20 protein-coding genes, 1 tRNA gene and 2 pseudogenes are annotated in these 25,314 nt (G+C 68.8%); 9 read left to right on the forward strand and 14 right to left on the reverse strand.

The features are described 5' to 3' along the window. Window positions 1-150 precede the first annotated feature (150 nt). Entirely contained in the window at window positions 151-1,386 is a 1,236-nt protein-coding gene (locus LCE31_RS09075; RefSeq protein ID WP_225013576.1) for a M6 family metalloprotease domain-containing protein, read from the forward strand. Window positions 1,387-1,609: 223 nt separating this feature from the next. On the opposite strand, the gene LCE31_RS09080 is transcribed toward LCE31_RS09075, so the two are convergent. From LCE31_RS09080 to LCE31_RS09090, 3 genes are all read right to left on the reverse strand, one after another. Beyond that, window positions 1,610-2,194, reverse strand: a complete 585-nt coding sequence (locus tag LCE31_RS09080; RefSeq protein WP_225013540.1) for a cysteine hydrolase family protein — start codon at window positions 2,192-2,194, stop codon at window positions 1,610-1,612. Beyond that, window positions 2,170-3,903 (reverse strand): MFS transporter, encoded by a 1,734-nt coding sequence (locus LCE31_RS09085; protein ID WP_225013577.1) that lies wholly within the window; start codon window positions 3,901-3,903, stop codon window positions 2,170-2,172. The genes LCE31_RS09080 and LCE31_RS09085 overlap by 25 nt, the downstream gene beginning before the upstream one ends. A gap of 254 nt (window positions 3,904-4,157) precedes the next feature. Beyond that, a complete protein-coding gene (locus LCE31_RS09090) occupies window positions 4,158-4,613 on the reverse strand; it encodes a MarR family winged helix-turn-helix transcriptional regulator (RefSeq protein ID WP_225013542.1) in 456 nt (151 codons plus the stop codon). A 291-nt stretch (window positions 4,614-4,904) separates the two neighbouring features. On the opposite strand from LCE31_RS09090, the gene LCE31_RS09095 reads away from it, so the two are divergent. Both LCE31_RS09095 and LCE31_RS09100 read left to right on the forward strand, forming a co-directional pair. Next, window positions 4,905-6,101 (forward strand): glycoside hydrolase family 3 N-terminal domain-containing protein, encoded by a 1,197-nt coding sequence (locus tag LCE31_RS09095; protein ID WP_225013544.1) that lies wholly within the window; start codon window positions 4,905-4,907, stop codon window positions 6,099-6,101. A 177-nt stretch (window positions 6,102-6,278) separates the two neighbouring features. Then, window positions 6,279-6,351 (forward strand) — tRNA-Arg (locus tag LCE31_RS09100). Between the two features lie 705 nt (window positions 6,352-7,056). Here the strand turns inward: LCE31_RS09100 and LCE31_RS09105 are convergent. Next, a complete protein-coding gene (locus LCE31_RS09105) occupies window positions 7,057-8,127 on the reverse strand; it encodes a helix-turn-helix domain-containing protein (protein WP_225013546.1) in 1,071 nt (356 codons plus the stop codon). Between the two features lie 132 nt (window positions 8,128-8,259). Then, window positions 8,260-8,793, reverse strand: coding sequence for an NUDIX hydrolase (locus LCE31_RS09110; RefSeq protein ID WP_225013548.1), 534 nt, complete (start codon window positions 8,791-8,793; stop codon window positions 8,260-8,262). 108 nt (window positions 8,794-8,901) lie between these two features. On the opposite strand from LCE31_RS09110, the gene LCE31_RS09115 reads away from it, so the two are divergent. The 4 genes and pseudogenes from LCE31_RS09115 (at window position 8,902) to LCE31_RS09125 (ending at window position 11,535) form a co-directional block, all read left to right on the forward strand. Next, entirely contained in the window at window positions 8,902-9,726 is an 825-nt protein-coding gene (locus LCE31_RS09115) for a TauD/TfdA family dioxygenase (RefSeq protein ID WP_225013550.1), read from the forward strand. Further along, window positions 9,723-9,950: a hypothetical protein gene (locus tag LCE31_RS09120; protein WP_225013551.1), complete on the forward strand. Its 228-nt coding sequence runs from the start codon at window positions 9,723-9,725 to the stop codon at window positions 9,948-9,950. Before LCE31_RS09115 ends, LCE31_RS09120 begins: the two co-directional genes overlap by 4 nt. A 60-nt stretch (window positions 9,951-10,010) precedes the next feature. Then, window positions 10,011-10,157, forward strand: a pseudogene (locus LCE31_RS41505) (DUF7848 domain-containing protein); the annotation flags it as partial. Window positions 10,158-10,473: 316 nt separating this feature from the next. Further along, on the forward strand, window positions 10,474-11,535 hold the full coding sequence (locus LCE31_RS09125; RefSeq protein ID WP_225013553.1) for a hypothetical protein: 1,062 nt from the start codon (window positions 10,474-10,476) through the stop codon (window positions 11,533-11,535). Between the two features lie 301 nt (window positions 11,536-11,836). Here the strand turns inward: LCE31_RS09125 and LCE31_RS09130 are convergent. The 9 genes and pseudogenes from LCE31_RS09130 to LCE31_RS09170 form a co-directional block, all read right to left on the reverse strand. Further along, window positions 11,837-12,586: pseudogene (locus LCE31_RS09130) on the reverse strand (transposase family protein). Between the two features lie 251 nt (window positions 12,587-12,837). Next, on the reverse strand, window positions 12,838-14,391 hold the full coding sequence (locus tag LCE31_RS09135; RefSeq protein ID WP_225013555.1) for a hypothetical protein: 1,554 nt from the start codon (window positions 14,389-14,391) through the stop codon (window positions 12,838-12,840). Between the two features lie 810 nt (window positions 14,392-15,201). Continuing rightward, window positions 15,202-15,735 (reverse strand): hypothetical protein, encoded by a 534-nt coding sequence (locus LCE31_RS09140; protein WP_225013556.1) that lies wholly within the window; start codon window positions 15,733-15,735, stop codon window positions 15,202-15,204. A gap of 87 nt (window positions 15,736-15,822) precedes the next feature. After that, complete coding sequence (locus tag LCE31_RS09145) at window positions 15,823-17,796, reverse strand: hypothetical protein (RefSeq protein ID WP_225013557.1); 1,974 nt, start codon at window positions 17,794-17,796, stop codon at window positions 15,823-15,825. Further along, a complete protein-coding gene (locus LCE31_RS09150) occupies window positions 17,793-18,956 on the reverse strand; it encodes a 5'-methylthioadenosine/S-adenosylhomocysteine nucleosidase family protein (protein WP_225013558.1) in 1,164 nt (387 codons plus the stop codon). The genes LCE31_RS09145 and LCE31_RS09150 overlap by 4 nt, the downstream gene beginning before the upstream one ends. Continuing rightward, on the reverse strand, window positions 18,957-19,700 hold the full coding sequence (locus tag LCE31_RS09155) for an NUDIX hydrolase (RefSeq protein ID WP_225013560.1): 744 nt from the start codon (window positions 19,698-19,700) through the stop codon (window positions 18,957-18,959). Window positions 19,701-19,952: 252 nt separating this feature from the next. Further along, the gene (locus LCE31_RS09160; protein WP_225013561.1) at window positions 19,953-20,525 is read right to left on the reverse strand and encodes a copper chaperone PCu(A)C; all 573 of its coding nucleotides are present in this window, start codon (window positions 20,523-20,525) and stop codon (window positions 19,953-19,955) included. Beyond that, window positions 20,522-22,840: a heavy metal translocating P-type ATPase gene (locus tag LCE31_RS09165; protein WP_225013562.1), complete on the reverse strand. Its 2,319-nt coding sequence runs from the start codon at window positions 22,838-22,840 to the stop codon at window positions 20,522-20,524. The genes LCE31_RS09160 and LCE31_RS09165 overlap by 4 nt, the downstream gene beginning before the upstream one ends. Next, a complete protein-coding gene (locus tag LCE31_RS09170) occupies window positions 22,840-23,127 on the reverse strand; it encodes a hypothetical protein (protein ID WP_225013563.1) in 288 nt (95 codons plus the stop codon). The genes LCE31_RS09165 and LCE31_RS09170 overlap by 1 nt, the downstream gene beginning before the upstream one ends. Window positions 23,128-23,544: 417 nt before the next feature. Between LCE31_RS09170 and LCE31_RS09175 the strand changes: the two genes are divergently transcribed. Then, a complete protein-coding gene (locus LCE31_RS09175) occupies window positions 23,545-24,363 on the forward strand; it encodes a hypothetical protein (protein ID WP_225013564.1) in 819 nt (272 codons plus the stop codon). A 134-nt stretch (window positions 24,364-24,497) separates the two neighbouring features. Next, on the forward strand, window positions 24,498-25,151 hold the full coding sequence (locus tag LCE31_RS09180; RefSeq protein WP_225013566.1) for a sigma-70 family RNA polymerase sigma factor: 654 nt from the start codon (window positions 24,498-24,500) through the stop codon (window positions 25,149-25,151). Window positions 25,152-25,314 lie beyond the last annotated feature (163 nt).

Raw genomic sequence — 25,314 nt, forward strand, 5'->3', positions numbered from 1 at the left:
CCGGGCCCCCCCCCGGGCGCCCGCCCCCCCCTCCGCGCGGGCGGCCGCCACGGCAGCGGCAGCGCTCGCGGCTCGGGCTCGGACGCGCACCGGCCGAGGCCCCGCGGCCGCCGCGGCACGCGCCGCCTCACCCATCGGCGCCGCGCCGGCGTGTTCGCCGGGCTCGCCGCGCTCACGCTCGCCGTCCTGACCACCGCCAGCGGATCACCCATGGCCATCCGCGCCTCGGCTGGCCCGGGTTCCGCCCACGGGGACGCGGTGCTGGGGCCGTGCCGCATCAGCTCAAAGACCGGCAGCGCGGTGCAGATGTCCGAGGGCCTGCCCACCAAGACGGGGTACGCCCGCTCGACCGGTGAGGTGCGCGCCCTGAACCTGATGATCGACTTCCCGGACGCGCCTGGCTCGCGCACGGCGATGGACCGTTTCCACGAGTTCTTCCCGCAGACGGCGGCGTGGTTCAACACCGGTTCGTACGGCCGGCTGCACTACCGGCCCGAGACGCCGATCACCCACTGGCTGCGTATGCCCAAGGCCTTCAGCGCCTACGGGATCAACCGCGGTTCCCCGTACGAGCCGGGGTACCACCACCTCGTCGACGACATCATCAAGGCGGCCAACCCGACGGTCGACTTCAGCAAGTACGACATCATCAACATCCTGGTGACGCCGAACGCCGGCCCCTCGGCGCTGGACACAGTGCTGTCCGTGACCTTCTCCGGCAACAAGGACGCCCCGCACGCGGACGGCGTCCCGCTGTCCAACACATCCTTTGTGTACAGCCGTCAGGACGACGGCTCAGGATCGTACAAGCAGACCGGTTTCCGGGTGCTCCCGCACGAGAACGGCCACACCTTCGGACTGCCCGACCTCTACACCACGGCAGGCGGCAGTTCGGTCGGCCACTGGGACATCATGTCCGAGGACTGGGGAGCCGACAACGACATGCTGGGCTGGCACAAGTGGAAGCTCGGCTGGCTCGACGACGACCAGGTCAGCTGCGCCTCCGCGCAGGGCACGCTGGAACGGGAGCTGGAGCCGCTGGAGACCCGAGGCGGCCGGAAGATGATCTTCATTCCGCTGTCGCAACAGGCCGGGTACGCCGTCGAGGTGCGGACCCACGCGGGCAACGACCAGGCGGTGTGCCGGCCGGGCGTCCTGATCTACCGCGTGGACGCGTCGGTCGACACCGGGCAGGGCCCGATCACCATCTCCGACAGCACCAAGCACAGTGGCGGCTGTACGCGGCTGCCCAACGTGCAGGCCGAACTCTCCGACGCGACGTACGAGCCCGGGCAGACCTTCACCGACAAGGACGACCACCTCACGATCTCCGTGGTCTCGAAGTCGGCGGACGGGAAGTACACGGTGCGCGTGACGCGCTCCTGAACGGCCGCCCGCACGCGCCCGCGCAGAGCTCCGGCCGGCGCGGCGCGCACGACCGGACGACGTGCACGGACCTACACCGACGCAGGCGGAAGGGCGGGCGGAAGCGCCTCGGCCATATACCGGTGTACCGCGTGTACGGGGTGCACGGGGGTGACCGGGTGTACGAGGCGCACCGCGTGCACCCCGTACACCGCATGTACCGCACGTACCGCCTGGTCGCGCCCTACTTGTGCGACGCGATCGAATCGGCCCACTCGTCGACGGACACGACGTCCGCCTGGCGCGGGAAGACCTTGCCGGTCAGCACCCGGTGCACCTCCGGGTCGTTGTCCAGGCAGCCGTCCTCCAGCACCGTGATGCCGAAGTCCAGGTCCGCGGCCTGACGGACTGTCGAGAGCACGACACCGCTGGTGGCGATCCCGGTCAGGACGAGCGAGTCGACGCCCTGCGCCCGCAGCACCATGTCGAGGTCGCTGCCCGCGAAAGCGCTGACCCTCTTCTTGATGACGACGACATCGCCGTCCTCGGGCCCGAGGTCCGAGTGGATGCGGGCCCCCGGATCGCCCTCGGCGAACCCGCGGGTGTCTCCGCTGGCCACAGCCACCGCGATCTGGCTGAAGCTCTTGTTGCGCGGGCTGATCTCGGGGTGTCCCGCGCGGAATCCGACGACGACGTAGATCACCGGGATCTCCGCCGCCCGCGCCGCGTCGACGGCCTTGCGCAGCCGCGGCAGGTAGTCCGCGTCACCCGGGAACCGCCGCACGATGTCCTGCTGCACATCCATCACGAGGAGGGCGCTTTTCGCCATTCCGGCTTTCCTTTCTCATTCTTCTCGGAGGTGGACTGTTCGTCGTCGCGCTGGTGGCTGCCGCGCAGCGCCGAGGCGACCGCGGAGACCAGCGCCATGCCCGCGGCGACGCCGAAGACGATCACGAGCCCGTGGTGGAAGGGGCCCGAGACCAGCCGGGGGAAGAAGCTGTGCCCGGTGAGGGTGTCCCGTTGCGCGGCGGTCACCCGGTGCAGTGCGCCGCTCGGTGCGAGCAGGTGCTGGATGGGGTTGTTGCCGAGGAACGTCGCGAAGAGCGTGCTGACGGGCGGCAGCGAGGCGACCTGGTGGGCCGTGCCGGCCGGCACCCCCTGGCCCTGGAGGCCGGAGCTGAGCGTGGTCGGCAACTTCGAGGCGAGGCCGGAGACCATCAGCGAGAAGAACACACCGATGGACAGAGCCGTGCCGGAGTTCTGGAACGTGGAGCGCATGCCGGAGGCGACCCCCCGGTACTCGGCCGGCACGCTGCCCATGATTGACGACGTGTTCGGCGACGAGAACATGCCCTGTCCCAGGCCGTTGAGCAGCAGCAACAGCGCGAACAGGTAGTAGTTGAAGTCCACCGGCAGCAGGAGCAGACCGATGAACGACGCCGCCACGACGATCAGACCGGTCGTGGAGAACAAGCGCGCCCCGAACCGGTCCGACATATAGCCCGATATCGGGCCGGCGACCAGGAAGCCGCAGGTCAACGGGAGCATGAAGATGCCGGCCCACAGAGGCGTGTCCTCGAAGTTGTAGCCGTGCAACGGCAGCCAGATCCCCTGGAGCCAGATGATCAGCATGAACTGGAGGCCACCGCGCGCGATGGCGGTCAGCAGCGCGGCGAGGTTGCCCGCGGCGAACGCCCGGACCTTGAAGAGCGAGAGCCGGAACATCGGCTCCTTCACGCGCGTCTCGATGAAGCAGAACAGCGCGAGCAGGAAGACGCCGCCGATCAGTCCGCCGAGCACCATCGGATTTCCCCATCCGGTGGCATCGCCTCCGTACGGCTGGATGCCGTACGTGATGCCCGCCAGCAGAATCCCCGCGCCGGCCGCGAACGTCAGGTTGCCCCACCAGTCGATACGGCCGCGCTTGCCGGAGGCGGTCTCCCGCAGGCTCAGGTACGACCAGATCGTGCCGGTCACGCTGATCGGGACGCTGACCCAGAAGACGGCACGCCAGTCGATGACGGCCAGCAGACCGCCTGCGAGGAGACCGAGGAACTGCCCCGCGAGAGCGGTGATCTGGTTGATGCCCAGCGCCATGCCGCGCTGCCGCGAGGGGAACGCGTCGGTGAGGATGGCGGCCGAGTTGGCGGTCAGCATGGAGCCGCCGAAAGCCTGAACGATTCTCCACAGGATCAGCCAGAGGGCCCCTCCACCGCCCATCATGGGATCGAGCGACAGCGCGATCGAGGCGAAGGCGAAGATCATGAAACCGAGGTTGTAGATCTTGACCCGGCCGAACATGTCCCCGAGCCGGCCGAGGACCACGACGAGGACGGCCGAGACGAGGAGGTAGCCCAGGATCATCCAGAGCAGGTAGCCGATATTGCCAGGGGCCAGCGGATCGAGGCCGATCCCCCGGAAGATCGCCGGCAGCGAGATGATCACGATGGAGGCGTCCATCGTGGCGATCAGCACGCCGAGCGTGGTGTTGGAGAGGGCGATCCACTTGTAGTTGGCGGGAACCGGGGTGTTCTTCATGCGCTCGGCACGCGTGAGGCGCGCGGCACTCTCCTTCGCACCGCCCTCCTTCGAACCGCCCTTCTTGGAACCGCCCTTCTTCGAACCGCCCTCCTTCGAACCACCCTCCGGCGAACCACCCTCCTTCGAACCGCCCGCGCCGCCGCCCGAAGCGCCGGTCCCGGCGCCCCCGCCTCGGGCACCGCGGTCGCCGCCGCCTCCGGCGCCTCCGGTGTCCTGCCCGCGTCCGGAACTCCCGCCGCTTCCGCTCGCGCTCACAGCCGTTCCGCCAGCCGGTCGAGCAGCGGGAGAACGGCCACCAGCATGCCGCGCTCCTCGGGCGTGAACTCCTGGCCGAGTACGTCGGTCATCCGCTGCACCGACTCGGATCGCCGGTCCATCAGCACCTTCCGTCCTTCTTCCGTGACGGTCATGAGCGACCGTCGGCCGTCCGCCTCGTCCTGCGAACGCCGTACGAGCCCGCGCTCCTCGAGCGAGGCGAGCGTGGCCGCCATCGCCTGCGGCCGTACGCGTTCCAGTTCAGCGAGCGAGCCCGGTGAGTCCGCGCCGTCTCTGCTCAGCCTGGCCAGCACGGACGCGCCCGACAGGGTCACATCGCCGACGGCGTGTGTCTGGCGGAGGCGTCTGCCGATCCGCGCGACGGCGAGCCGCAGGGCGGCTCCCGTCTGCGCGACGTCGTCGCTCGCGGGCGTGACGATTCCCTCTTCCATATTTAGTAACAATAGGCTTATCAACTGACCGTAACTACCTCCCGGGTCGCCCGACCGCCCGTGCACGCACGAGCCGCGGACACAGCGAAGCCGCCGGGTGAGGAATCGAGCGGCAGGCGTGTTGTCAGTGCCTCATGCCACCATTCGTAGATGATGCGCAACAGAACGTGACCGCGATCCGTCGGAAAATAACTTTCACAACCCTTGTGGCCGCTTGAAGGAATCCTTCACCTTGGCCTGGCGCCATGCTCCTTAGCTCGCTCAGCCCCCACCGGCGAAGAGGACCCCACCATGGACATTCCGCAGAACAGCACCCCCGCCCGTCGTCGTACCGTGCTCGCGGCCGCAGGGGCCGCCGTCGCCTCGCTGGCGATCGGCGCGGGCCCGGCGGCCGCGGCGGCCCGCCCGGCAGGCCATGGTCCAGTGGCCGCTACGGAGCCCGGCCCGCTGCCCGACAAGGCCGTCGAACTCACCCCCCGGCAGCGTGCGGGACAGCGGATCATCTACTCGTATCCCGGCCTGACCCCGCCGGACAGCCTGCTGACGGCGATCCGCGACGGCGAGGTGGCGGGGGTGATCTTCTTCGGCGAGAACATCTCCGACAAGAGCCAGATCGGCGATGTGGTGGCCCAGTTGGTGAAGGCCAACGAGAGCAGTCCGGTGAAGGCTCCGCTGCTCCTGATGACCGACCAGGAGGGCGGCCAGGTGCGCCGCCTGCCCGGCGCGCCGGAGATGTCCGAGAAACAGGTGGGCGAGGCGTCCGACCCCCGGGGCGCGGCCGACGACGCGGGCACGGGAGCCGGAGAGAACCTGGCGGGCGTGGGCATGAACGTCAACCTGTCGCCGGTGCTGGACGTCTACCGCACCCCGGGCGACTTCGCGGACGGCCACCAGCGGTCGTACGGGACGGACCCCGCGGAGGTCGGCACGCTCGGCGCGGCGTTCATCACCGCCCAGCAGCGGACGGGCGTCGCGGCGACGGCCAAGCACTTCCCCGGGCTCGGCGCGGCCGGGGCGGACGAGAACACGGACCTAGGCCCCGTGACACTCGGGCAGTCCCTCTCCGAACTGCGGGACGTCGACGAGGCGCCCTACCGTGCGGCGCTCGACGCGGGCGTGAAGCTGGTCCTGCTGTCGTGGGCGGTGTACCCGGCCCTGGACGCGGACTACCCGGCCGGCCTCTCCTCGAAGATCATCCAGCAGGAGCTGCGAGACCGTCTGGGGTTCACGGGGGTGACGGTGACCGACGCGCTGGAGGCGAAGGCGCTGAGCGCGTACACGACGGCCCGCAGGGCAGTGCTCGCCGCCGGCGCGGGGACGGACCTGGTGCTCTGCTCGGCGCGCGATGTCGCCCAGGGCCAGGAGGCGTTGGAGGCCCTGGTCGACGCACTGGCAGACGGGACCCTGCCGGGCACCCCCTTCGACGCGGCGGTAAAAAGGACCGCGACCCTGCGCGCCGGCCTGGCGGGGGTGGGAACCACCAACTGAGCACGCGCGAGGCGGACGGGCGTACGCCTCCCGAGCCAGCCCCCACCAGCAACCGCACCCGCGGGGCCACCGCCGCGGTGAGAGCCCGACGCGGTGCCGAGGCCCCTCCGCACCCGGCATCCCCCCGCCCAGGACCCAAGCGTTCCCGGCGCACCGAATCCGCTACCCTGTAGCTGCGCCTTCGTAGCTCAGGGGATAGAGCACCGCTCTCCTAAAGCGGGTGTCGCAGGTTCGAATCCTGCCGGGGGCACAGGGAAATACCAGGTCAGGAGCCCTTCCGTCCAGCGGGCGGAGGGGCTCCTTTGGTTGCCCTGTCCACACCACTGGAGCACTCCATGCACGGCGACCGGACAGAGAGCCGGACCATCGAGCAGTAAGTTGAGGCGGAAGCCTGGCTTCCGTCGAGTCCGGACACGTTATCCCTGCGGATACGCCGCCGCGGCCGAAGTATCCAAAGGCCCCAGCCCCGTGGGCCCGGGGAGCGCCCGGCGCCGGGAGACGCCGGACGAGGAGGCCGCGACCGAGGGCAGATCGAAGCCTCGGAGGAAGGAGACGCCTCGCCGTGGGCGCCGTCTCCCCCATCAGCGTCGCCAGCGGTCGCACGTGCGCAACGCTCGTCTCAGTGAAGAGGAGTTCGCCCCATCCACCATCACCACGGGAGCCGAAGCCGCTGACCTCACCGTCGTCGGCTTCCTCGCTCGGTCGGCTCTCGCCTGCTCTCGCGATCTCGACCAAGCCGCGAGCGCGGTAAAAGGCGATCGAGAGCTGTCCTCGGAGTTCTTTTCCGCCCGTAGGCACCCCGGCCACATCGGAAACAACCTCAACGAAGTAGCGCATGTACTCAACTCCGGCGAGCAGTCACTCGAACTCGTCATCGTCATCGCCGCTGCCGAATGGGCGATACAACGGTCCAGCACGCCGCAGACCAGCTCGTGGCCCGCCGTTGAGCACACCGTCAGGCGGCCAACTCGCTTCGTATTCGTTGCAGGAGCTGGGCCGCCGTGGCGTGCTGCGTAGGCAGCCGTTTCCCCGCTGTGCGGATGATTCGCTGGAGCTGGTGGGGAAGGCGCTGCGTCATCGCCTCACTGGTGGCAGTGTCCAGCGACCGGGCGGCGCCGGAGTGGTCGTCGGCCAGCAGCTGTACGTGGGCCACGGTGATCAGCTCGATTACTCGCCACTGTGGCGCCACGATGGTCGTAGGCGCCGGGCTCTGCTCCAGCAGCCGCATCGCCGTGCCAGTACGCCCTGTGGCAACGAGGCCCCGCAAGCGGATCTCGTGCATCGAGTAAGGGTTGAAAACGCTGGTGTGGTCGACGTGGTCGAGGAGGACGTCGGCCTCTCGCATCACCCGGTCGAACAGCTCGCCGTTACCCAGTGCGCCGGCGGCTCGGGCGAGGAGCGGCAGGGCGTCAGCACGGGCCGCGGTGTTGGGAGCGGTGGCCGCGGCGCGGCACAGCCGCAGGACGGCTGCGCCCCGAAGGTTGGCTTTGCGCAGCTCGTTGCCGTGCATGCGCAAAGCGTACGAAGTCATGCCCGGGTCGCCGAAGTATCCGGCGACCTCCAGGCTCTTGGCTGTCCAGTGCGCGGCGGTGGCCAGACGTTCTTCCGGCAGCACGTTGCCCAGGGCTGCGCCGAGGCCGACACGGGCTCTGGCGAGCAGACGCAGGACGTCACTCTCGGTGTGGCCGTCATCGACGCGGGCTTCGAGGCGTGCGACGAGCGGCCAGAGCTCGGACACGGCCTCGGAGGCGTGACCGGACTGACGGGCGATCTCGGCGAGGCGAACGGTGGACTCGCCGAACTGCAGCATCGCCCGGTGGTCCGTATCCGTGGGGTCAGTGATACCGAGGACGTGCGGCGGCAGCCGTAACGCCTCGCACACCCTGCGACGGGAACCCACGTCTTCGAGGACACGCTTGCCCAGCTCCAGGGCGGAAATGTAGGTCTTGTCGTAACCGAGGAGCTCCCCGAGCGCGGTCTGGTTCAGGCCATGCACGCGCCGGTAGAAACGGAGGATGTCCGCCACGTTCCCAGTGGTCAGTACCAGTTGGGCCTGCGGAGTCGCCCAGTGCCACTGGGCATGTCGGGGCGAGGGCCGCAGAGAGGCAAGCCATTGCTGTCCTGCCTGCTTCGCGACCTCGCCGCCGACCATCGCCGACTACATCCGCTCGCCGTTGCCCTGGCCCGTCGCACCGGGGCGGCCTTGGCCGTACCAGGCGGTGATGGCCTGCTTGTAGCCGTCGGGCATGTTCAGTCCCGAAACCTCGTCGGCGCTGAACATGCCGAGTTCTTTGTGCTCGTGGCTGACGACCGGTGGCCGGTCGGGGGTGAGGACTGTGCAGCCATACGTAACGATCAGCACGCGCCGTCCCGGGATGGGCTGGTAGATCCAGGTGCCGCCGTCGATGAGCGGGCCGGCCGTGACGTCCCAGCCGGTCTCCTCCTGGATCTCGCGCTCCAGCGCGGTCTCCGGACTCCTGTCCGGTAGCTGCCTCCCGTCAGGGCTGCCGATCTCCAGGCGGCCCCCGGGCAATTCCCACTCGTTGCGCTCATTCCGCAGCAGGAGCACACGATCACGCCCGTCGAGCGCGACGCCTTTCACGGAGACGGGCCAAAGCGGCGGCGTGTACGTCATGAACGTCCTCGTCCTGCGGTGTGCGAGCCGGGTCTTCGGAACGTAGCACGCCGTCATCAACGGACCATCGCGCCGACCCATTTGTCCGAGTCGACAATTAGTCGCTTTACCCCGCTCTCGTCCTCTCCCAGCCTGATCCCAACGCCCGACCGAAGGAGTACAGCGATGCTCGATACCCCCAGGGACTCCGAGACGCTCTTCGCTGACCACTACGTCGACGTCCGCAGTCCACACGCGCGCGGAGTGATCGCCACACAACTCCGCAGGACGGGCCTGGTCACCCTCGACGGGCTCGTGAACCGGCAGCACGTCCTGGGCGTCGCCTCCCGCCTGATGACGATCACACCCCATCCCCACGCGGCACACGACCGCCTGACCCTGATCCACGACACCGGAAGCCACGCCCACCGCGCCGGCTTCGCCGGCCTTGGCAGCGGCGAGTTGCGGGCACACACCGAAGGATCCAGCACCCTCACGCCTCCGCGCCTGATGCTCCTGGTCTGCCTGCAACCGGCGCCCGCGGGGGGCGAGACACTTCTAGCCGACGGCCGCGCAGTCCACTGGAGCCTCACCCGCGAGAGCCGAGACGCAGTCATCGCCCTCTACCAGCCCCGAACCGTCTACTTCGGAGCGGGCACAGGCCACGCCACCCGGGTCTTCACCCCCGAGGTCGACGGCCGCGTCTCAATACGGCTCCGCCAGGACGGCCTCGCCCGCTGGAGCCCCATCGTCCAGCCCTGCCTCCCCGCACTCCGCCAGGCCATCGCCATCAACCAACAGCGCCTCACACTCCAGGCCGGACAGGGCTACCTCCTGGACAACCACCGCTGGCTCCACGCCCGCACCCGTTTCACCGGAGATCGAAGGCTGCTCCGTGCCCTCGGCACCCCTCTCTTCCGCCTCCCCGACGGGTTCGCCCCACACCCGGCAGCCGCGGCCCTCCCTAGACCCAGCGAGCCCGCCTCCGGGTCTCACAGTCCAAGGAGATGACCAACGTGGCAGACGTGGATCAGGCCGGCCTGGGGATGCTGATGGTCGATAAACGCAACGGCCGAGCGGGCATGATCATGGGGCGCGAGGGCCCCTACTTCCAGCTCAGGCCGCCACAGGGTGGAAGGGAATGGGACGTCCCACCCGAAGCGCTGAGACGGCCCACTCAGGCCGAGGAGCTCAGCGCCAAGGTCGCGGTGGCCAACGGACGGTGGGGGCGATAATCACTCGTTCCCTTCCGGGCGGCGGGACCTGAACCGCGAGTCTGACCGGAGCCCACGACCTACGCCATGCGATGCGCCCTGGAGGCGGAGGCCACTGCCCAGCGACGACGACTTCACAGAGACGCGGTATGGGTGCTGCAGCACCACAGTCACGACCCATCGCAGCGGGCATACCGCGAAATCATTACCCGCCCTTGCGGCATGTGACGGCACCCATGACCGTCCGCCCGATATCGACGAACGACCGATTCGTCGCGTAGGCGGGCGTTCGACCTGCGGCAGCACCAACTGAAGCTGTCGGGCGGTCGCACGGAACCCGAGAGGGCCGTCCGAGTTGATCCCACGACGCTCTCCACAGTCATCGAAAACCTATGCGAGCTGCCGGTGGGGCGATCTATGCTCGTGCGCCATGGTCGTATATATAAGCCAGAATCGGACAGATACATCCCCAAAACGAGCTGCAGAGGCGGAGAGCGAATTCTTCGAGAGGATCGCTGGCCCGTTCTGGGATGAGGTACGGGATGTGATCAACGAGTGGTGGTCGCATCTCCCGGTCCAATCTCGGCCCGGCCTGCGCAGTCGGCTACTGGACCGGAACTCCGACACGAACGTGTTCTCGGCACTCTGGGAGCTGTATCTGCACGAGATGCTGCTCGGCTCCGGCTGCACGGTGGAGATCGAGCATCAGATCGGCACCAGCGGTAAGAACCCCGACTTCCTGGTAGCCCGCGATGGGGAGCAATTCATCGTTGAAGCAAAGTGGACACCCGAGCGCCTGGGCGACACGGGTGACCAGCTCCCACCTCAGCTGATCGACGCCATCGATCACGTGCCCAGTCCAAACTTTTTCGTGTCGTGCACGGTTCACGCAGCCGGATCGGCAGCGGCAACTCCGTCACAGAAGCGACTGAAGAGCGGACTGACACGGTGGCTCGCAAGTCTGGACCCCGATCAAGTCATCGCGGACTCCGAGCTCAAGATCCCCCTGCCCAGGCGCACCTGGCGGGAGGACGGCTGGAGCCTCTCTTTCGAGGCGATACCCCGCAGCCCCGACAAGCGAGGCGACCCAGCGACCAGGACAATCGGCATCTACCCCGCGATGACCTGGCTCAATGCTGGACAAGATCGCGTGTTCGGCGCGGTCAAAAAGAAAGGAAGCAAGTACGGCGAACTGACTCTGCCGTTCATCGTGGCGATCGGCCACGCAGCGTTCTTCCCCGAAGACAGGGACACCGAGGCCGCGCTGTACGGGGCCTCGGTCATGAATACCCACACCAGCACACCGGCCTTCGGCCGATTGCCCGGCGGTTACTGGGGCTCGGACAGCCATCACACTCACAGTCGGGTCAGCGGTGTGCTCACAGTGGACAACCCGGCACCCTGGACCTGGACGAAGAACACCCCCATTCTCTGGCAGAGCCCAGACCCCAGCTCACTCCCGGCTCCGGTCCTACCTTCCTGGTCAACGGCAAAATTGGTCGACTTCCAGATCGAACGCCAGATGCCAACCTGTCCCATCCATGATGCCCTCGGCCTCCCGAGGCTCTGGCCACTGGGCGATGCCTTCCCCCGCTCAGTCGGCTAAACCGTCTACAGCCAGAGAGTGGAGCACGCCTGCACCGCAGATCAGGAAATGGCACGGGTGATGGTCGGCCAAAGTTGCTGCACGGGCAGGACCCATCCTTTGAACTCCACTCTCCCGTCGTCCGCATCGGCACTTTCCAAGCGCCGCCCTCGACCTGATCGTGGTGCGCCTCGACGCGTGGAATCAGTCGGCGTCGCCGCGGTGACGGAGGTCAGGCGCCGCCGATATCGACCGCCGGAAACGCATTTGCAACGGCTGGCGGTCGCGACCACCCGCGACTTACTGACGTTATTGAGCGTTTTCAGCGTTGCCTCTCCAGGGTGAGGACGGATTTGGTGATGACGCTCATGCGGTTGGGGCTGATGCGAGATCTGCAGAAAATCTGCCAGGTCTTCAGCCGTGCCATGCCTCGTTCGACAGGTGCCCTCGCGGCGGACAGGGCCCGGTTCCTGGTTCGCTGGGTGAGGGTGAGTTCGCCCTTGGGCGGTCGGCGCTTGGCGGTGGTGACCCAGTCGCTGGCGCCGATGTAGGCCATGCCGGCGAGGACCGGGACGCCCTGGCGTTCGCAGATCCGGAGAATCTTGTGGGTGCCGGCGGCCGTCAGGTCGTGGGTTCTGCCGGGAAGTGCCGACGACAGCCACAGGATCTCGCTGGCCGGGTCGGTGACGACCTACACGTTCACGCCGTGCCGCTTGTGTTTGGACGAGTAGTCGGCCCTGCTGTCTCGGACGCGGTCGCACTCGGCGAGCGTGCCGTCCAGGAGGACGAAGCCCGGGTCGTGCGCGCGCAACGTCTTCAGCAGGCCCGGCGCCTGCTCGGCAAGCAGTTCGGTGACCGCGGTGACGTAGGCGTGGGCGGTGGCGACGGATATCCCGAAGGCTCCGGCGATCTGGGCGAGGGTGTCGTGGCGGCGGAGGTATACGAGTGCGACCAGTGCACGGCGGTGCGGCGGAAGTTTGCACCGCCAGCCGCCCTCGCGGGTGACGATGAGCATCGTGACCCACTCGACCAGGGCGTGGGGCAGGTCGAGTACGGCAGGATAGGGAACCAACAGGGCTCCTGGGCTGAGACGTCGAACACCTCCCTTAACGGCACGGGGCCCTGTCCTTTGCGCACCCCACCTCATACCGGCCCGTCACCCGATCAGTGGCCACACTGAAAATGCTCACTCGGAGACGGCTCCCATGATCCCCTCCAGGACACGGGCGCGGAGGGTCGGGCCAGACTTACCCGCCGAAGATGCGAGTCCCGTGCACCAAGTGACCACTCTGCGAAGGGAAAGGCGTTCGGATGACGTATGCGTCATCCGGGGTTAGGAAATCTCGGGCGCCATCCGAACTGCCTGAGTCCGACTCTGTCAACGACGACGGCACCGTGCCCCATCCTCAAGGTGAACGACTCCTCGGAATAGTGCAGGCCTCGCTTCGGCAAATCCGGACGCTTGAGCATCTCCACAACGCTGCGAAGCGACGGCGGGTCCCCGGCCTCGAGTAGATAGCGCAACGAGGTCGGGTAGATCCCCTGCACGGAAATCGGCCGTAGACAGAGCTGCTGGGGTGTGCCCACGCCCCAGGTCATCTCAATTTCACTTAGCTGGGGCCATACGTCCGGCAGCTCGGCCACGGCAGTCCCTGACTCCAGTTCGCCACGCACCCTTCCCAACTGGTCTGCGGCAGAGGTGACCCAGCTCTCCACTTTACCCACTTCTCGGCGCGTGACGGCGTCGATGGGCCACTTGATTTCGAGGCAGATTCCCAGCTTGTTCTCGGTGTCGACAGCTATGACGTCCAGGTCGCCCGCGCGTTTTCCATCAGCACGCAGCACCTTCACACCGCTGCGTGCTACTACCCCCGGAATCGCAGCAAACCAGTCCTCCCACTCTTTTGCCCGTTTCCCCAGGGTGTGACCCACCCGACCGAACCGACTCGCATCTTGAGCCGCCGTTCTCAGCGCAATTACATCAACCGCCCTCGAAGTGATAAGAGGAGGACAAAGAATAATCTTTTCTCCACTCTCGACGAGGGGCGCGGTCCGGGCCGAACGGCCCACCCGATAGGTCAATCGCTCCAGCAGGTCGTCGATATGCGTGGTCGGAACATCGGTGCACAGCTGGCTCAAGGCATCGACCATCACTTGCCGATCCAGATGAGCAAGCGTGCTCTCCAGTCTCGCGGCAGAGCGTGCCGCAAGTTCACAGAGGTCGGAAAGCCCCATGATACCGGCCAGGAGAACCGTGGCCTCCCTCATAGTGAGTCCGTTGCCGAGGGCGAAGGAATCGGGCAAGTATCCTTCCGGCGCAGACTTCCTCCAGGCATCAATAGACACCATTGCCCGCTCTGCGGACGCCTTCAATACCTCGAACGGCGGCCCTTCGCGCGACTCGGCGGGGCGAGTCCGGGCCCATCTCTGTTCCACCTCGGAGAACGGTGGTAGTTCTCTGGGACGCGCTCGTGATTCCAGATACATGTCGGCTGCTTCAAGGGCCACATCCCAGGCGTGGCGAACTCGGAGATCCCCGCCTCTGCGCCTAACCGAGTAACCTCCCATGCGGATACTGTGCTCTATCTGTTCCCACCGCGAGAACTCGATGGCGGAGGTGAGCACTTCGAAAGCTGCCTCCTCGTCACAGTCACCATCACCAAGCGGAAACTGGTGATGCCACTCAATCACGAACCCGAAGAGCGTTTCCCAGGGAACATCAGTGTGTATATCGGCATCTATCTCCCTGGCCCTGAACTCGGCCGCCTTCCGCAGTAGCGCGTAGATGCGCCCCTCTCCTGCGCTCCATGCACGGTGTAGCCGCAGTGCGGACCTCTTCCTGGAAATCTCCTCAAGAAGCTCTTCCGCTGGTTTCATCTCTCTCCCCCTCGCCATCCGAGCCTCTCGGCATGGCATCGGTCAGATACCTGGACGCACCCAAGCGCAGACCACGGTCTTGGGGCCCCGTGTGATCCTCGTACACCAAGCAGTACGACACCACCAGATTGCCAGATCCACATGCGGTAGGTCCCCCGCCCCAGGTGACCCTCCACCGGCCATCGGCGCTGGACTGACATTCGGAAACGACTCAGCAAGAGGAACCGCCAGTTGGCTCTTTTGCGTAGTTGAAGCCCATGGAGGCGTGGGGGAGAAATCGCCCCCACGTGGCCCAGCCACTGTCCGCCGACCAGTTCCTCGCCGTCCTGAAAGGTTCGGCGTCCGCGTCGTCGAGCACTGCAACCTGCGTACCCGCCACCGCAACCACAAGGCGCTTGGGCCCGGTCACGGCATGGTGATCCACCACACCGGCCCGTACTCCGCCGAAGGCGGCATGGCGGAGCTCTGCCGTACCGGGTGCACCTCGTTTCGCCGAAACGGATTCAGCACACATGAGGCCGGGAAACCCCGGGAACACGTGAGAACTACGGAGAGGTGTTTCCCCAGGCCAGAGACCCCGCAGCCAACGTTTCCTCAGACCGCAGCCCCGCCCAGGGAAAACTCCTAAAGCGGGTGTCGCAGGTTCGAATCCTGCCGGGGGCACAGGGAAATACCAGGTCAGGAGCCCTTCCGTCCGGCGGACGGAGGGGCTCCTTTGGTTGCGGAACATAGACGGGACGTGTGGGCCGTCTAAGCACGGCGCAGGGCGGCGCTATCCCCTCCGTGTAGCGAGCCAGGCGCGGGGCAGCTCTACGCCTCTGCGTAGCGGAGGAATTGCCATGCCAGTACGGCCAGGGCGAGTGTCTGTGCGAGGGAGAGGGCCACGAGGTAGGGCCGTGGGGCGGGGGAGCACCAGAACACGGCCATGCAGATCACCGGCAGGGCCACGTAGGTGAACAGGTCCACGGCGGTCTGCAGGCGCTTGCGGGTGGCGCGGCTCGTGTCGTGGCGGTGGTAGATCTCCCAGCCGAACACCGCGCCCTGTGCCCCGGCGAGTTCGGCCAGCCGGGGTGCCAGCTGGTCGCGGATGTAGCAGCCGACCGCCGAGATCTTCTCGTCGTTGACCAGGTAGGTCCAGCCAAGCACCAGGCAGATCACGGGGACGGTGAGCAGCAGTTGCGCCTGCCGGCTCTGGACGGTGAGCGTCAGCACCGCGGTGGACGCGGCGAGGTTGAAGTAGAGCAGGTTGTCGCGGAAGCCGATGCGGGTTTTCTGCTCCTCCTTGATCCGGTCGTACTCGACCAGCAGCAGTCTGCTCTCGGTGACGTCCTCTGTGGTGGCCACGGCCCCTCCTTCGCTCGGGTACCGGCCGGGCTGATGAGCGGGCGGGCAGGGGGCCGGGCCCCTGCCCGCCCTGAAGGCCCGGAAGACTCAGTCGGCGGTGTGGAAGGGCGGCATGTTCTGGGGGTTGTTGCGTTCGATCCAGCCCTTCCCATCCGCCGCGATCCCTTCCAGGAGCCGGAAGGTGTGAACGAAACCGGCTGAGTCGAGACTTATTTCGGAGACCTCTCGTTCGCTTTCGTCCGGCGTCAGGTAGTGGGTCTCGGCGTCCTTGACGCGGATGTTCCTGGCCGGCCCATTGGTCAGGACGAGTTCCAAGTCGTAGGCGACATGGGTGCGTTCGGTGACCTGCACGGAGGACAGCGCGTCGAACCGGTAGTTGCTCCGCTGCTCGTTGCCGCGTTTGGCGTCCGCGAAGTCGAACTCCGTGCTGATTTCGCGCACGCCCTCCTGTGTGACCAGGAAAAGGCGGAAGCTGTAGCGCGAGTACCGCCAGGGGCCGCCCTTCACACGCCCCCGCGTGTAGGGGCGTGCGGGTGTCACCAGAATGCTGTGGGTGATCAGGTCGCGCCAGGTGAGCTGGTAGTGGCGGAGCGCCGCGTCGACGAACAGCGTCTTGTCGCAGGTGAGCCAGGTCTCCATCTCCAGCTCGCTGGGGCGCGCGGCGTCCAGGAACGACTTCCAGTTCTGGTAGGCGGCCTGCCGGGTGGCCAGCTGTTCCTCGTACTCCCGGGTCTCCTCCGTCACGCGCCGCTCTTCACCCGCGGCCTCCAGCCACCGGGACGCGGCCGCGCGCCCGGACCAGACCGCACCGCCCGCGGCCAGGACGGCCAGGACCGCCTGCGCCGCGCCGCTGCCCGAGGCCACCGTCACGAGCAGGGCCACCGTGGTGATGCCGAGAGCCGCGAGCGCGGCCACGCAGATCCCCTTCGCCGCCGGTGCCTGGTCGTCGGGACGGGCGTACAGGGCGCCCTTGTTGTGGCGGTCTCGGACATCCTCGGCGAGATGGCGGATCAGCCAGTTGACCCGGTCCACGCTGATCCGGCTCTCGCGGTAGAGGACCGCGATCTCGGAGCCGAGGGCGTTGCGGATCTGGGCGGTGTGGCGCAGCCATGCGTCCGGGGTGATCCCGTACGGCGTGCGGATGCTGAAGTAGTGGTCGAACGAGTGCCGGACCCCGTTGGTGAACCCGTCGCCGGCAGAGGCGGGATCGTGCGGCCGCGGGAGGGCGGACTCACCGGTGTCGGCCTTCGTGTGATGTTCCTGGTACCACCATGGGCGGCCGTAGCGGGCCGCCACGAGGCCGGCGCCGAGCGCCACGAGCAGTTCGACCACCGAGGCACCAGGACTGGCCACCAGGGCCAGGACGAAGAGGAACGCCGTAACGACGACGAACACGCCGACTCTGACCGGCAGGGCCGCGCGTGCGGCGGCGGCGGCGCTCGGGCGGGGCGGCATGGCACGCGGCCCGATGGGCTCGGGTTCGAAGTAGGCCCAGACCCGCTGAGCCCGGTCGTTGCCGAAACGCTCGTGCTCGGCCCGCTCGCGGTTCTCGGTCCACAGGCTGTCCTTCAGCCCTCCGGTGAGCACGAGGTCGAAGTGCTGGACGATCGCGTCGCGTCGGAGGGGCGACAAGTCACGCAGCCGATCCAGTACGCGCCCGGACTCGCCGTCCGCGGCGCTGAGCGTCGCCAGCAGTTCGAAGGCGACGCGCAGAGCGTCCTTCCACTCCCCCTCGGCGTAGTCGGGTACGCGCGCGGAGGCGTGGCGCAGCCTCTGGAGCTCTTCGGTGTCGAGGTCGTGGTAGGCACGTCCGCTGAGCGTGGCGAGCACCCAGTGGAAACGGACCTCCGCACTGTCGTATCCGTGGGCGATCGCGTCATTGATCAGCTCGCGCGCACGGCTGGGAGCGCCCTCCTCAAGGGACCGCACACCCGCCTTGTACTTCTCCTGAGGGTCCGCGTCCGGATGGACGAGGTTGACGCTGTGTACGACTCCGGCCTGGACTCCGACTGTGGAGCCGTACCCGGCCGAGTTGTACGTGACGCTGCTGCCGTCGTTCATGACAGGTCACCCGCCGCGCGGACCAGGGGTGCCAGCCTGTCGGCCAGTTCGGGGGAGTCGGCGATCAGACCACGTAACCGCTTGAGCGCCATGGTCGCCGTCCGCGACGATCCGGGAGCGTTCTCCCTCGCCACCCGGCAGGCGAAACCCAGCTCGGCCAGCGCCTCCTGGTAGGTGTCGTCGTCAAGGTCGCCCTCGGCGTGGTGGCGCTTCACGTCCGCGTGGAAATCGTCGAGTTCCGCTGCCAGATCCGTGGGGCCGCTCGCCCCTGGGGCCGTGTTCATGTGCACACTGCCGTGTCCGACCGAGCCGGCCATGATGCCGACGACGCTGTTGTGCGCGGTGTTGGTGACCTGCTTCGCGGGCTCCCGGGCCGACCGGGCCTTGTTTTCCTGGGACATCGTGATCTGCTCCTGTTCCTTCACCAACTCGACGGCGAGCCGTGGGGGGGGCGCCGCCGCGTTCGCCGCCGCGCGTGGCTGCCAGTTGCGGTCCTTCGCGCTGCTCTTCGTCCCGTCCGCCCGGTCGCTGATGCCGCGGATCACGGCCACCGGCGCCCCGTTGAGATGAGCCGCCTGCGCCACGCCGGCGGCCTCCATCTCGATGGCGAGCGCGTCGTTGTAGTGCTGCCGAATCCACCGGGCCTCGGCCGAGATCTTGGAGTTCTGCACGACCTCGCCTGCGGCGATCGCACCGAAGCGCACCTGCGGCGCGCGCCCGTGCCCGGTCGTGGCGTCCGCCCAGTCGTTCAGGCGGGCCACATGGGAGCCGAGCTGACTGATGCCGTGTGGCGCCTCCCACACCCGGGGGCGGGCCTTGAGTCCGTCGTCCTCGCTGGTTCCGCCGTGGTAGGCGTACACGTGCGTTGCCATCACCACGTCGCCCAGCCTCGCGCTCTCCCACAGGGCGCCGGCGACGCCGACGAAGAGCAGCGCGGTCGGCGAGAACTCCTGGATCGCGCGCTCGGCGATGACAGCGGCGGAATGATTGCCCTTGTTCGTCAGACCGAGCGCGACACGGCATGAAGTGCCCTGTACGGTTCCCACCTCGAATCGCGTCCCGCGTTCATGCCGGTGCACTTTCGGGTCGGCCAACTTCTGGCGAACTGCCTGGTATTCGAGATTGAGGGCGGTGAGAATCACCACCAACTCCTCCGACATCTACTCTTCTCCCTCTCTCGTGTCCTCTTCCGTGGTGGGCGGCACGGGCCGGATCAGCGGCGGAGACAGCACCGTTGTCGGCCCGGCCCGGTACAGCCGGGCGGGCCGGCCTCCCGTGGACCTGCGTCCTGAGCCCGCGGGGACGACGAACCCTTTTACAGCCTGGATTTTCCGGTAGAAATTACGGGTATCGAGTGGAGTGCCCCACACCGCCTCGTACACCTGCTGCAACTCGGCTATCGTGAAGAGCTCTCCGCAGAACGCCGTTGCCAGCGCGGAGAATTCGAGCTTGGTACGAGCGCGTTCGATTCCGTCCGTCACGATCCGGTGGTGGTCGAAGGCCAGTTCCACCTTTCCGGACAGGACGGCTTCCGCGGGAACCCACGCGGCGTCCATGGCATCCGTACCCGCGACCGGTTCAGGGAGCCTTGGCGCGATCGCCAAGTGCGCGACGGAGACGACTCGTCCCCGCGGATCGCGGCCCGCATCCCCATAGGTGGCCAACTGTTCGAGATGCACCCACCCGGCGCCCAGAGCGGTCTCCTCGCTCAGCTCACGGTGGGCGGCGTCCAGGATCTCCTCACCGGCGTGGCCGAGGAACCCGCCGGGCAGAGCCACCATGCCCTGAAAAGGATCTTCGCCCCGCTCCACGAGCAGGACGCACAGCTTCCCCTCGCGCAGCGTCAGGATCACGAGATCAACCGTCAGCAGTACGGGCGGGGGTGACCAATCGTCAACTTGCATACGGATGAGGGTACTTCTATTCCTGTCGATCTGACAAGAAGCGTGCATCCGTCGCCGGGTTCGCCCAGCCCGGGCGACCTCATCTCGGGAGGGCCGGCTGGTCAGGCGCGGCGCCGGCCGGCACCGAACACGTCAGGCGCCGCGCCGACGGACGTGCCTCTGGGCGGGCCCGTTGTGCCTCTGAGCGGGCCCGTTGTGTTTCTGGGCCGGCCCGTTGGCCTCCGGGGCGGCACGGTGTCCGCCGTCCTCCGGTCAGCCGTCGGCGTCGTGGGCGGGTGCGTTCGGCCGCACCGGCGGGCGTGGGCCGCCGAACGCGGTGACCTCGGCGACGGCTTCGACGTCACCCGCGTACCTGAAGTGCAGGACGAACGGGACGCGTTCGCCGAGGCGCAGCGGGTGGCGGAGCTCCACCATGACGTCCTGCTCCGAGGCGTTCATACGGACCGAACTGTGTGCGGGGACGGGCAGGGTGACTCCCATCCGCATGGTTCCCGCGCCGTGCCGCGTCCGCGTCCTGGCCGGCACGGCCGGTCCTGTGGCGGTGGAGGTCACCGAGACGAGTGTGTCGTCAGTGGGCCCGGTGTTGTCGATGCGGAAGAAGGCGGCTGTGGTCCGAGCGTCGAGCAGGGGGCGGTACAGCGTGCCCCGCGAGACGGACACACTGCTGGGTCTGTTCGCGAGGCCGCTCCTCGACCACGCGGTCAGTGCCAGCAGGGCGAGCGCGCAGCAGAGTACGGGGGCGGCGACGGCGCGCACCGTATCCGCCAGGCGTGAACGCCACTTGGCGGCAGGGGGTGTGCCGGGGGCCGGCGGTGTGGTGTTCATCGCCCGCTTCCGCGCCCGGCGCGGGCCCGTGGTCCCAGGGCCGCGACCGGTGGCCTGTGCGGTCCCGGCTGCCAGGCGCGCAGGCGCAGGCTGTTGGCGACGACGAGGACGGAGCTCGCGGACATGGCCCCGGCGGCGATCATGGGGTCCAGCAGGCCGAGTGCGGCCAGGGGCAGGGTGAGCGCGTTGTAGGCGAAGGCCCACAGCAGGTTCGCCCGTACGGTCGCGAGGGTTCGTCTGGCCAGTGCGACGGCGTCGACCAGGGCTTCGATGCCCTCCTCCCGCAGGAGGGTGATGTCGGCCGCGCCGATGGCCGCGTCGGTGCCGCTGCCCATGGCGATGCCGAGGTCCGCGGCGGCGAGGGCCGCGGTGTCGTTGAGTCCGTCTCCCACGAAGGCGACGCGCCGCCCCTTTCCACGGAGTTCGCGCACGAGGCGTGCCTTGTCCTCGGGGCTCTGGCGGGCGTGGACCTCGGTCAGGGCGAGCCGGTCCGCGACGCCCAGGGCCGGGCCCTCCCGGTCGCCGGTGGCGAGGACGACGGACAGGCCGAGGCGGCGCAGGCGGTCGACGGCGCGGTAGCTGCCGGGGCGCGGGATGTCGCCCAGCTCCAGGAGCAGTTCTGGCCGGTCGTCCACGAGGACGAGGGCCGTGGTGCGACCGCGGGATTCGGCGGCGTCCTGGGCCCGTACGAGGTCCTCGGGCAGGTCGTCGGCCGCGGAGCGCACTTCGACGCGGTGGCCGTCGACCAGGCCTGTCACCCCTTCGCCCGCCCGCGCGGAGAACTCCGTGACGGCGGGCAGTTCGCGGTCCGCCCGGCGGCGGGCCCAGGCGGCGACGGCACGGCCCACCGGATGCTCGGACGCCTCTTCGAGCGCCCCGGCCAGGCGCGTCGCCGCCTGCTCCCCGAGGCCGGCCGGGGCCGCCACCGCGGTGAGTACGGACAGGTGGCCGGCCGTCAGGGTTCCGGTCTTGTCCAGGATCACGGTGTCGACGCGTCGCAGCGTCTCCAGCGATCTGGGCCCCGAGACGAGGACTCCGAGTTGCGCGCCACGTCCGCTCGCGGCGAGCAGGGCGGTGGGGGTGGCGAGTCCGAGCGCACAGGGGCAGGCGACCACCAGGACGGCCACCGCGCAGGTGACGGCCGACTGCGCGGGTGCTCCGGCGCCGAGCCAGAACCCGAGGACGCAGACGGCCAGGGCGACGACGGCCGGGACGAACACGCCCGCGACGCGGTCCGCCACGCGCTGCGCCCGCGCCTTGCCCGCCTGGGCGTCGGCGACCAGGCGGGCAATGCGCGCGAGGCGAGTGTCCTCGCCGACCGCGCTCGCCCGTACGACCAGGCGGCCGCCCGCGTTGAGTGCGGCGCCGGTCACCGGTTCGCCGGGGCCGACCTCGACGGGTTCGCTCTCGCCCGTGATGAGGGAGAGGTCGATGGCGCCGCGCCCTTCTACGACGACGCCGTCGGTCGCCACGCGCTCGCCCGGCCGCACCGTGAACACGTCTCCCACACGCAGGCGTTCCGCGGCGACCAGCCGTTCGCCGCCTCGATCGTCGCGTACGTGTGCTTCTTTGACGGTCAGAGTGGCGAGCGCGCGCAGCGCGGCGCCGGTGCCCCGCCGCGCGCGTCCCTCCAGCGCCCGCCCGAGCAGGACGAAGAGAGGCACGCTCACCGCCGCCTCCAGGTATACGTGGGCGACGCCCTGGCCGCCTGAGGGCACGAGCGAGAAGGGCATACGCAGGTCCGCGGTACCGGCGCCGCCGAGGAAGAGCGCGTACACGGACCAGCCGAACGACGCGGCGACGCCCAGCGATACGAGCGTGTCCATGGTGGCGGCCGAGTGGCGGAGGCCGCGCAGCGCCCGCTGGTGGAAGGGCCAGGCACCCCAGGTCGCGACGGGCGCGGCAAGGACGAAGCAGAGCCACTGCCAGTCGCGGAACTGCACTCCTGTGGCCATCGACAGGACGAGGACCGGCACGCTCAGCAGCGCGACGATCAGAAGCCGCGTCCTCTCCGCTCTGCGCGCGGCCCTGTCGCCGGTGAGGGCGTCGCCGTCCTCCTCCGCGGGCGGCGTCGGATGCCGGACGATCTCGGCCCGGTAGCCCGCCCGTTCGACGGCCGCGACCAGCTCCCGCTCCGGCACGTCGGCCGTGTGCAGGACGCGGGCGATGCCGGTCGCGAGGTTCACCGTGGCGCTCACGCCCTCCAGGCGTCCCAGCTTCCTCTCCACGCGTGCCACGCACGCCGCGCAGGTCATCCCGGTGACAGTGAGGTCCGTGCTGACCTGGGCGGTCACGCCCGCCGTACGCTCCGCCATCACATGCCGTCCATTCCCGTCATACCGCCCGACCCGCCGTGGGAGCCCGGGGACGTCGGGGTCCGGTCGGTGCGGTGCCAGCCGGGCGCCGCGGGGCCCGAGGCCGAACCGGTGACGAAGGCCACAGCGAAGACCGCGGCCAGCAGCACCACGAACCCGATCAGCGGCGCCAGGGCCGCCACGTACGGAGGCTTTCGCCGCGTGAGCCGGGCCGCGACGGAGGAGAGGGAAGGGGACTTGGGAGAGGAGAGAGAGGTGGAGGTGGAGGGAGAGGGAGGGGACGCCATGAGTGATTCCTGGGATGCGCGAGAAGGCGAGGGGCGAAACGTTCGCGGCGACCACACGCAGGCACGTGCGACGGCGCCGTGGCGGCCCGTCACCGTCATGGCGCCCCGTCACCGTCATGGCTGTCCGACACTGCCATGGCAGCCGGACACCGCCGTGGCAGCCCGCCGCCGCTGTAGCGGTGAGACACCGCCGTGGCGGTCCGGTCCGTCCGTCCATCCATGGGCCGGGTGGGGATGTACCACCTGTTTCAACGGCCCCGCGAATCTTGTTCCGTATCAGTAGTCGGACGGTCCATCCTCGGAGTTCCCGCCCCCTTTTGTGACTCACGCCACCTGTTCGACGTGGAGGCCGGGGTGCGGTGACGTGGACGGCCCGGGCGCGGCGCCCGCGCGGCGAGTGGCACCATGAAGTCCGTCATGTCTGCCGAAAGCGGTTCGCGAGCGCTGAGGGCCGCCGTATTCGCGGCCGTCAGCGTGCTGCTCGGCGCCATCGGCCACGAGTTGATGTCGGACCAACCGCTCCCGTGGTGGGCGGTGGCCGGTGCGCTCTGGGGGACCGGGGCCGTCGCCTGGCTGTGCGCGGGCCGGGAAGAGCGGACCATGCCCCGGGTCGTCGGGCTGACCGTCGCCGTCCAGGCAGCCCTGCACGGCCTCTTCTCCCTGGCCCAGAGCCTCACTTCACCCCCCGCGCCACGCCCCACGTCCTTCGGCCTCCTCTGGGCGCAGTACCTGACCTGCGGTCTCGATACGAACTCGCTCACAGCACGCGAGGCGACGCGCATGGTCGTCGAGGCCGGCCTCGGTGACCACTTGTCCACGCCGCCACCCGGCATGGCTTCCATGTCCATGCCGATGCCCATGCCCGCGTCCGGCGGCATGGAAGGCATGGGCGGTACGGGTGGTATGGGCGGCATGGGCGGCATGCACGGCGGAATGGCCATGGGGGTCCTGCCCCATGGCACGGCCGGCCTGGGCATGCTGGCGGCCCACCTGCTGGCCGCTCTGGTGTGCGGCCTGTGGCTCGCGCACGGGGAGCGCGCGGCGTTCCGGCTGCTCCGGGTCCTGGCCCAATGGCTCCACGCCCCCCTCAGCCTGCCCGGCCTGTACCGCGCGGCTTCACTGGAGCGCCCGGCCCCCCTGCGCCGTTTCGACGACGCCGTCGCCGGACCACGACTGCCGCTGCTCACGAACTGCGTCATCACGAGGGGCCCGCCGGTGTCGACCGCTGTCCTGTGACAGCTCTCCGACACCGGGGCCGCGTCCGCGCTCCCGGCCTGCGCCGTGCTCGCGCGCGGCGGTTTCTCATGACAGCGGTACGGGCGGCCTCGGCGCGTCCGGTCGCTGTCGAGCTCTCGTGAAGGAAGCAGACGATGACTCCTGCTCTTCGCGCACCCACCAGGCCCAGCGACGAGTCCATGACCGCATGGGCCCTGGCCGCGCGGGACGGCGACAAGGACGCTGTCGAGCATCTGGTGCGTGCCGTGCACAGGGACATCCAGAGGTACATCGCGTACCTCGCCGATGATCCGCAGAAGACCGACGACTTGACGCAGGACACCTTCCTGCGGGCGCTGAGCAGTCTCAGCGGCTTCGAAGGGCGTTCGTCCGTGCGTACGTGGATACTGACCATCGCGCGACGGGTCGTGGCCGACAGCCTGCGACGGGCTGCCGCCCGGCCGCGCCTCGTCGACCGGGACGACTGGCAGCTGCTGGCGGAACAGACCCAGGACGGCCCGCTCACCCCCGTTGAGGACGGTGTCGTCCTGTGGGAGCTGCTCGGTGCGCTGTCCGAGGGCCGGCGGAGGGCGTTCGTCCTCACCCAGGTCCTGGGATTCCGCTACGAGGAGGCCGCGTCGCTGTGTGCCTGTCCGGTGGGAACGGTGCGCTCACGCGTCGCCCGGGCCCGCCAGGTTCTGACGGCCATTCTCCAGGACACGGCGGACGCGGGGACGGAAGGAACGGAGGGGATGGAAGGAACGGGGGGAACCGGAGGAACGGGGGGACAACAGCCCGTGGCACCTTGAGCGAGCGATTCGGCAGGCGCGGCTGAATCTGCCGGCCCGCACCTGAGCGGCTGGACGTGCCCGCCCCGCACCCTGAGCGGCTCAACTCGCCCGCCCACACCTGCGATACGGCACACGGAGATGCCCGGTCGGAACCCTGACCGGGCATCTCGCGCCGGTGCCT

Origin of the sequence: Streptomyces sp. 8L (assembly GCF_020176795.1) — a bacterium.
Classification (GTDB): Bacteria; Actinomycetota; Actinomycetes; order Streptomycetales; family Streptomycetaceae; genus Streptomyces.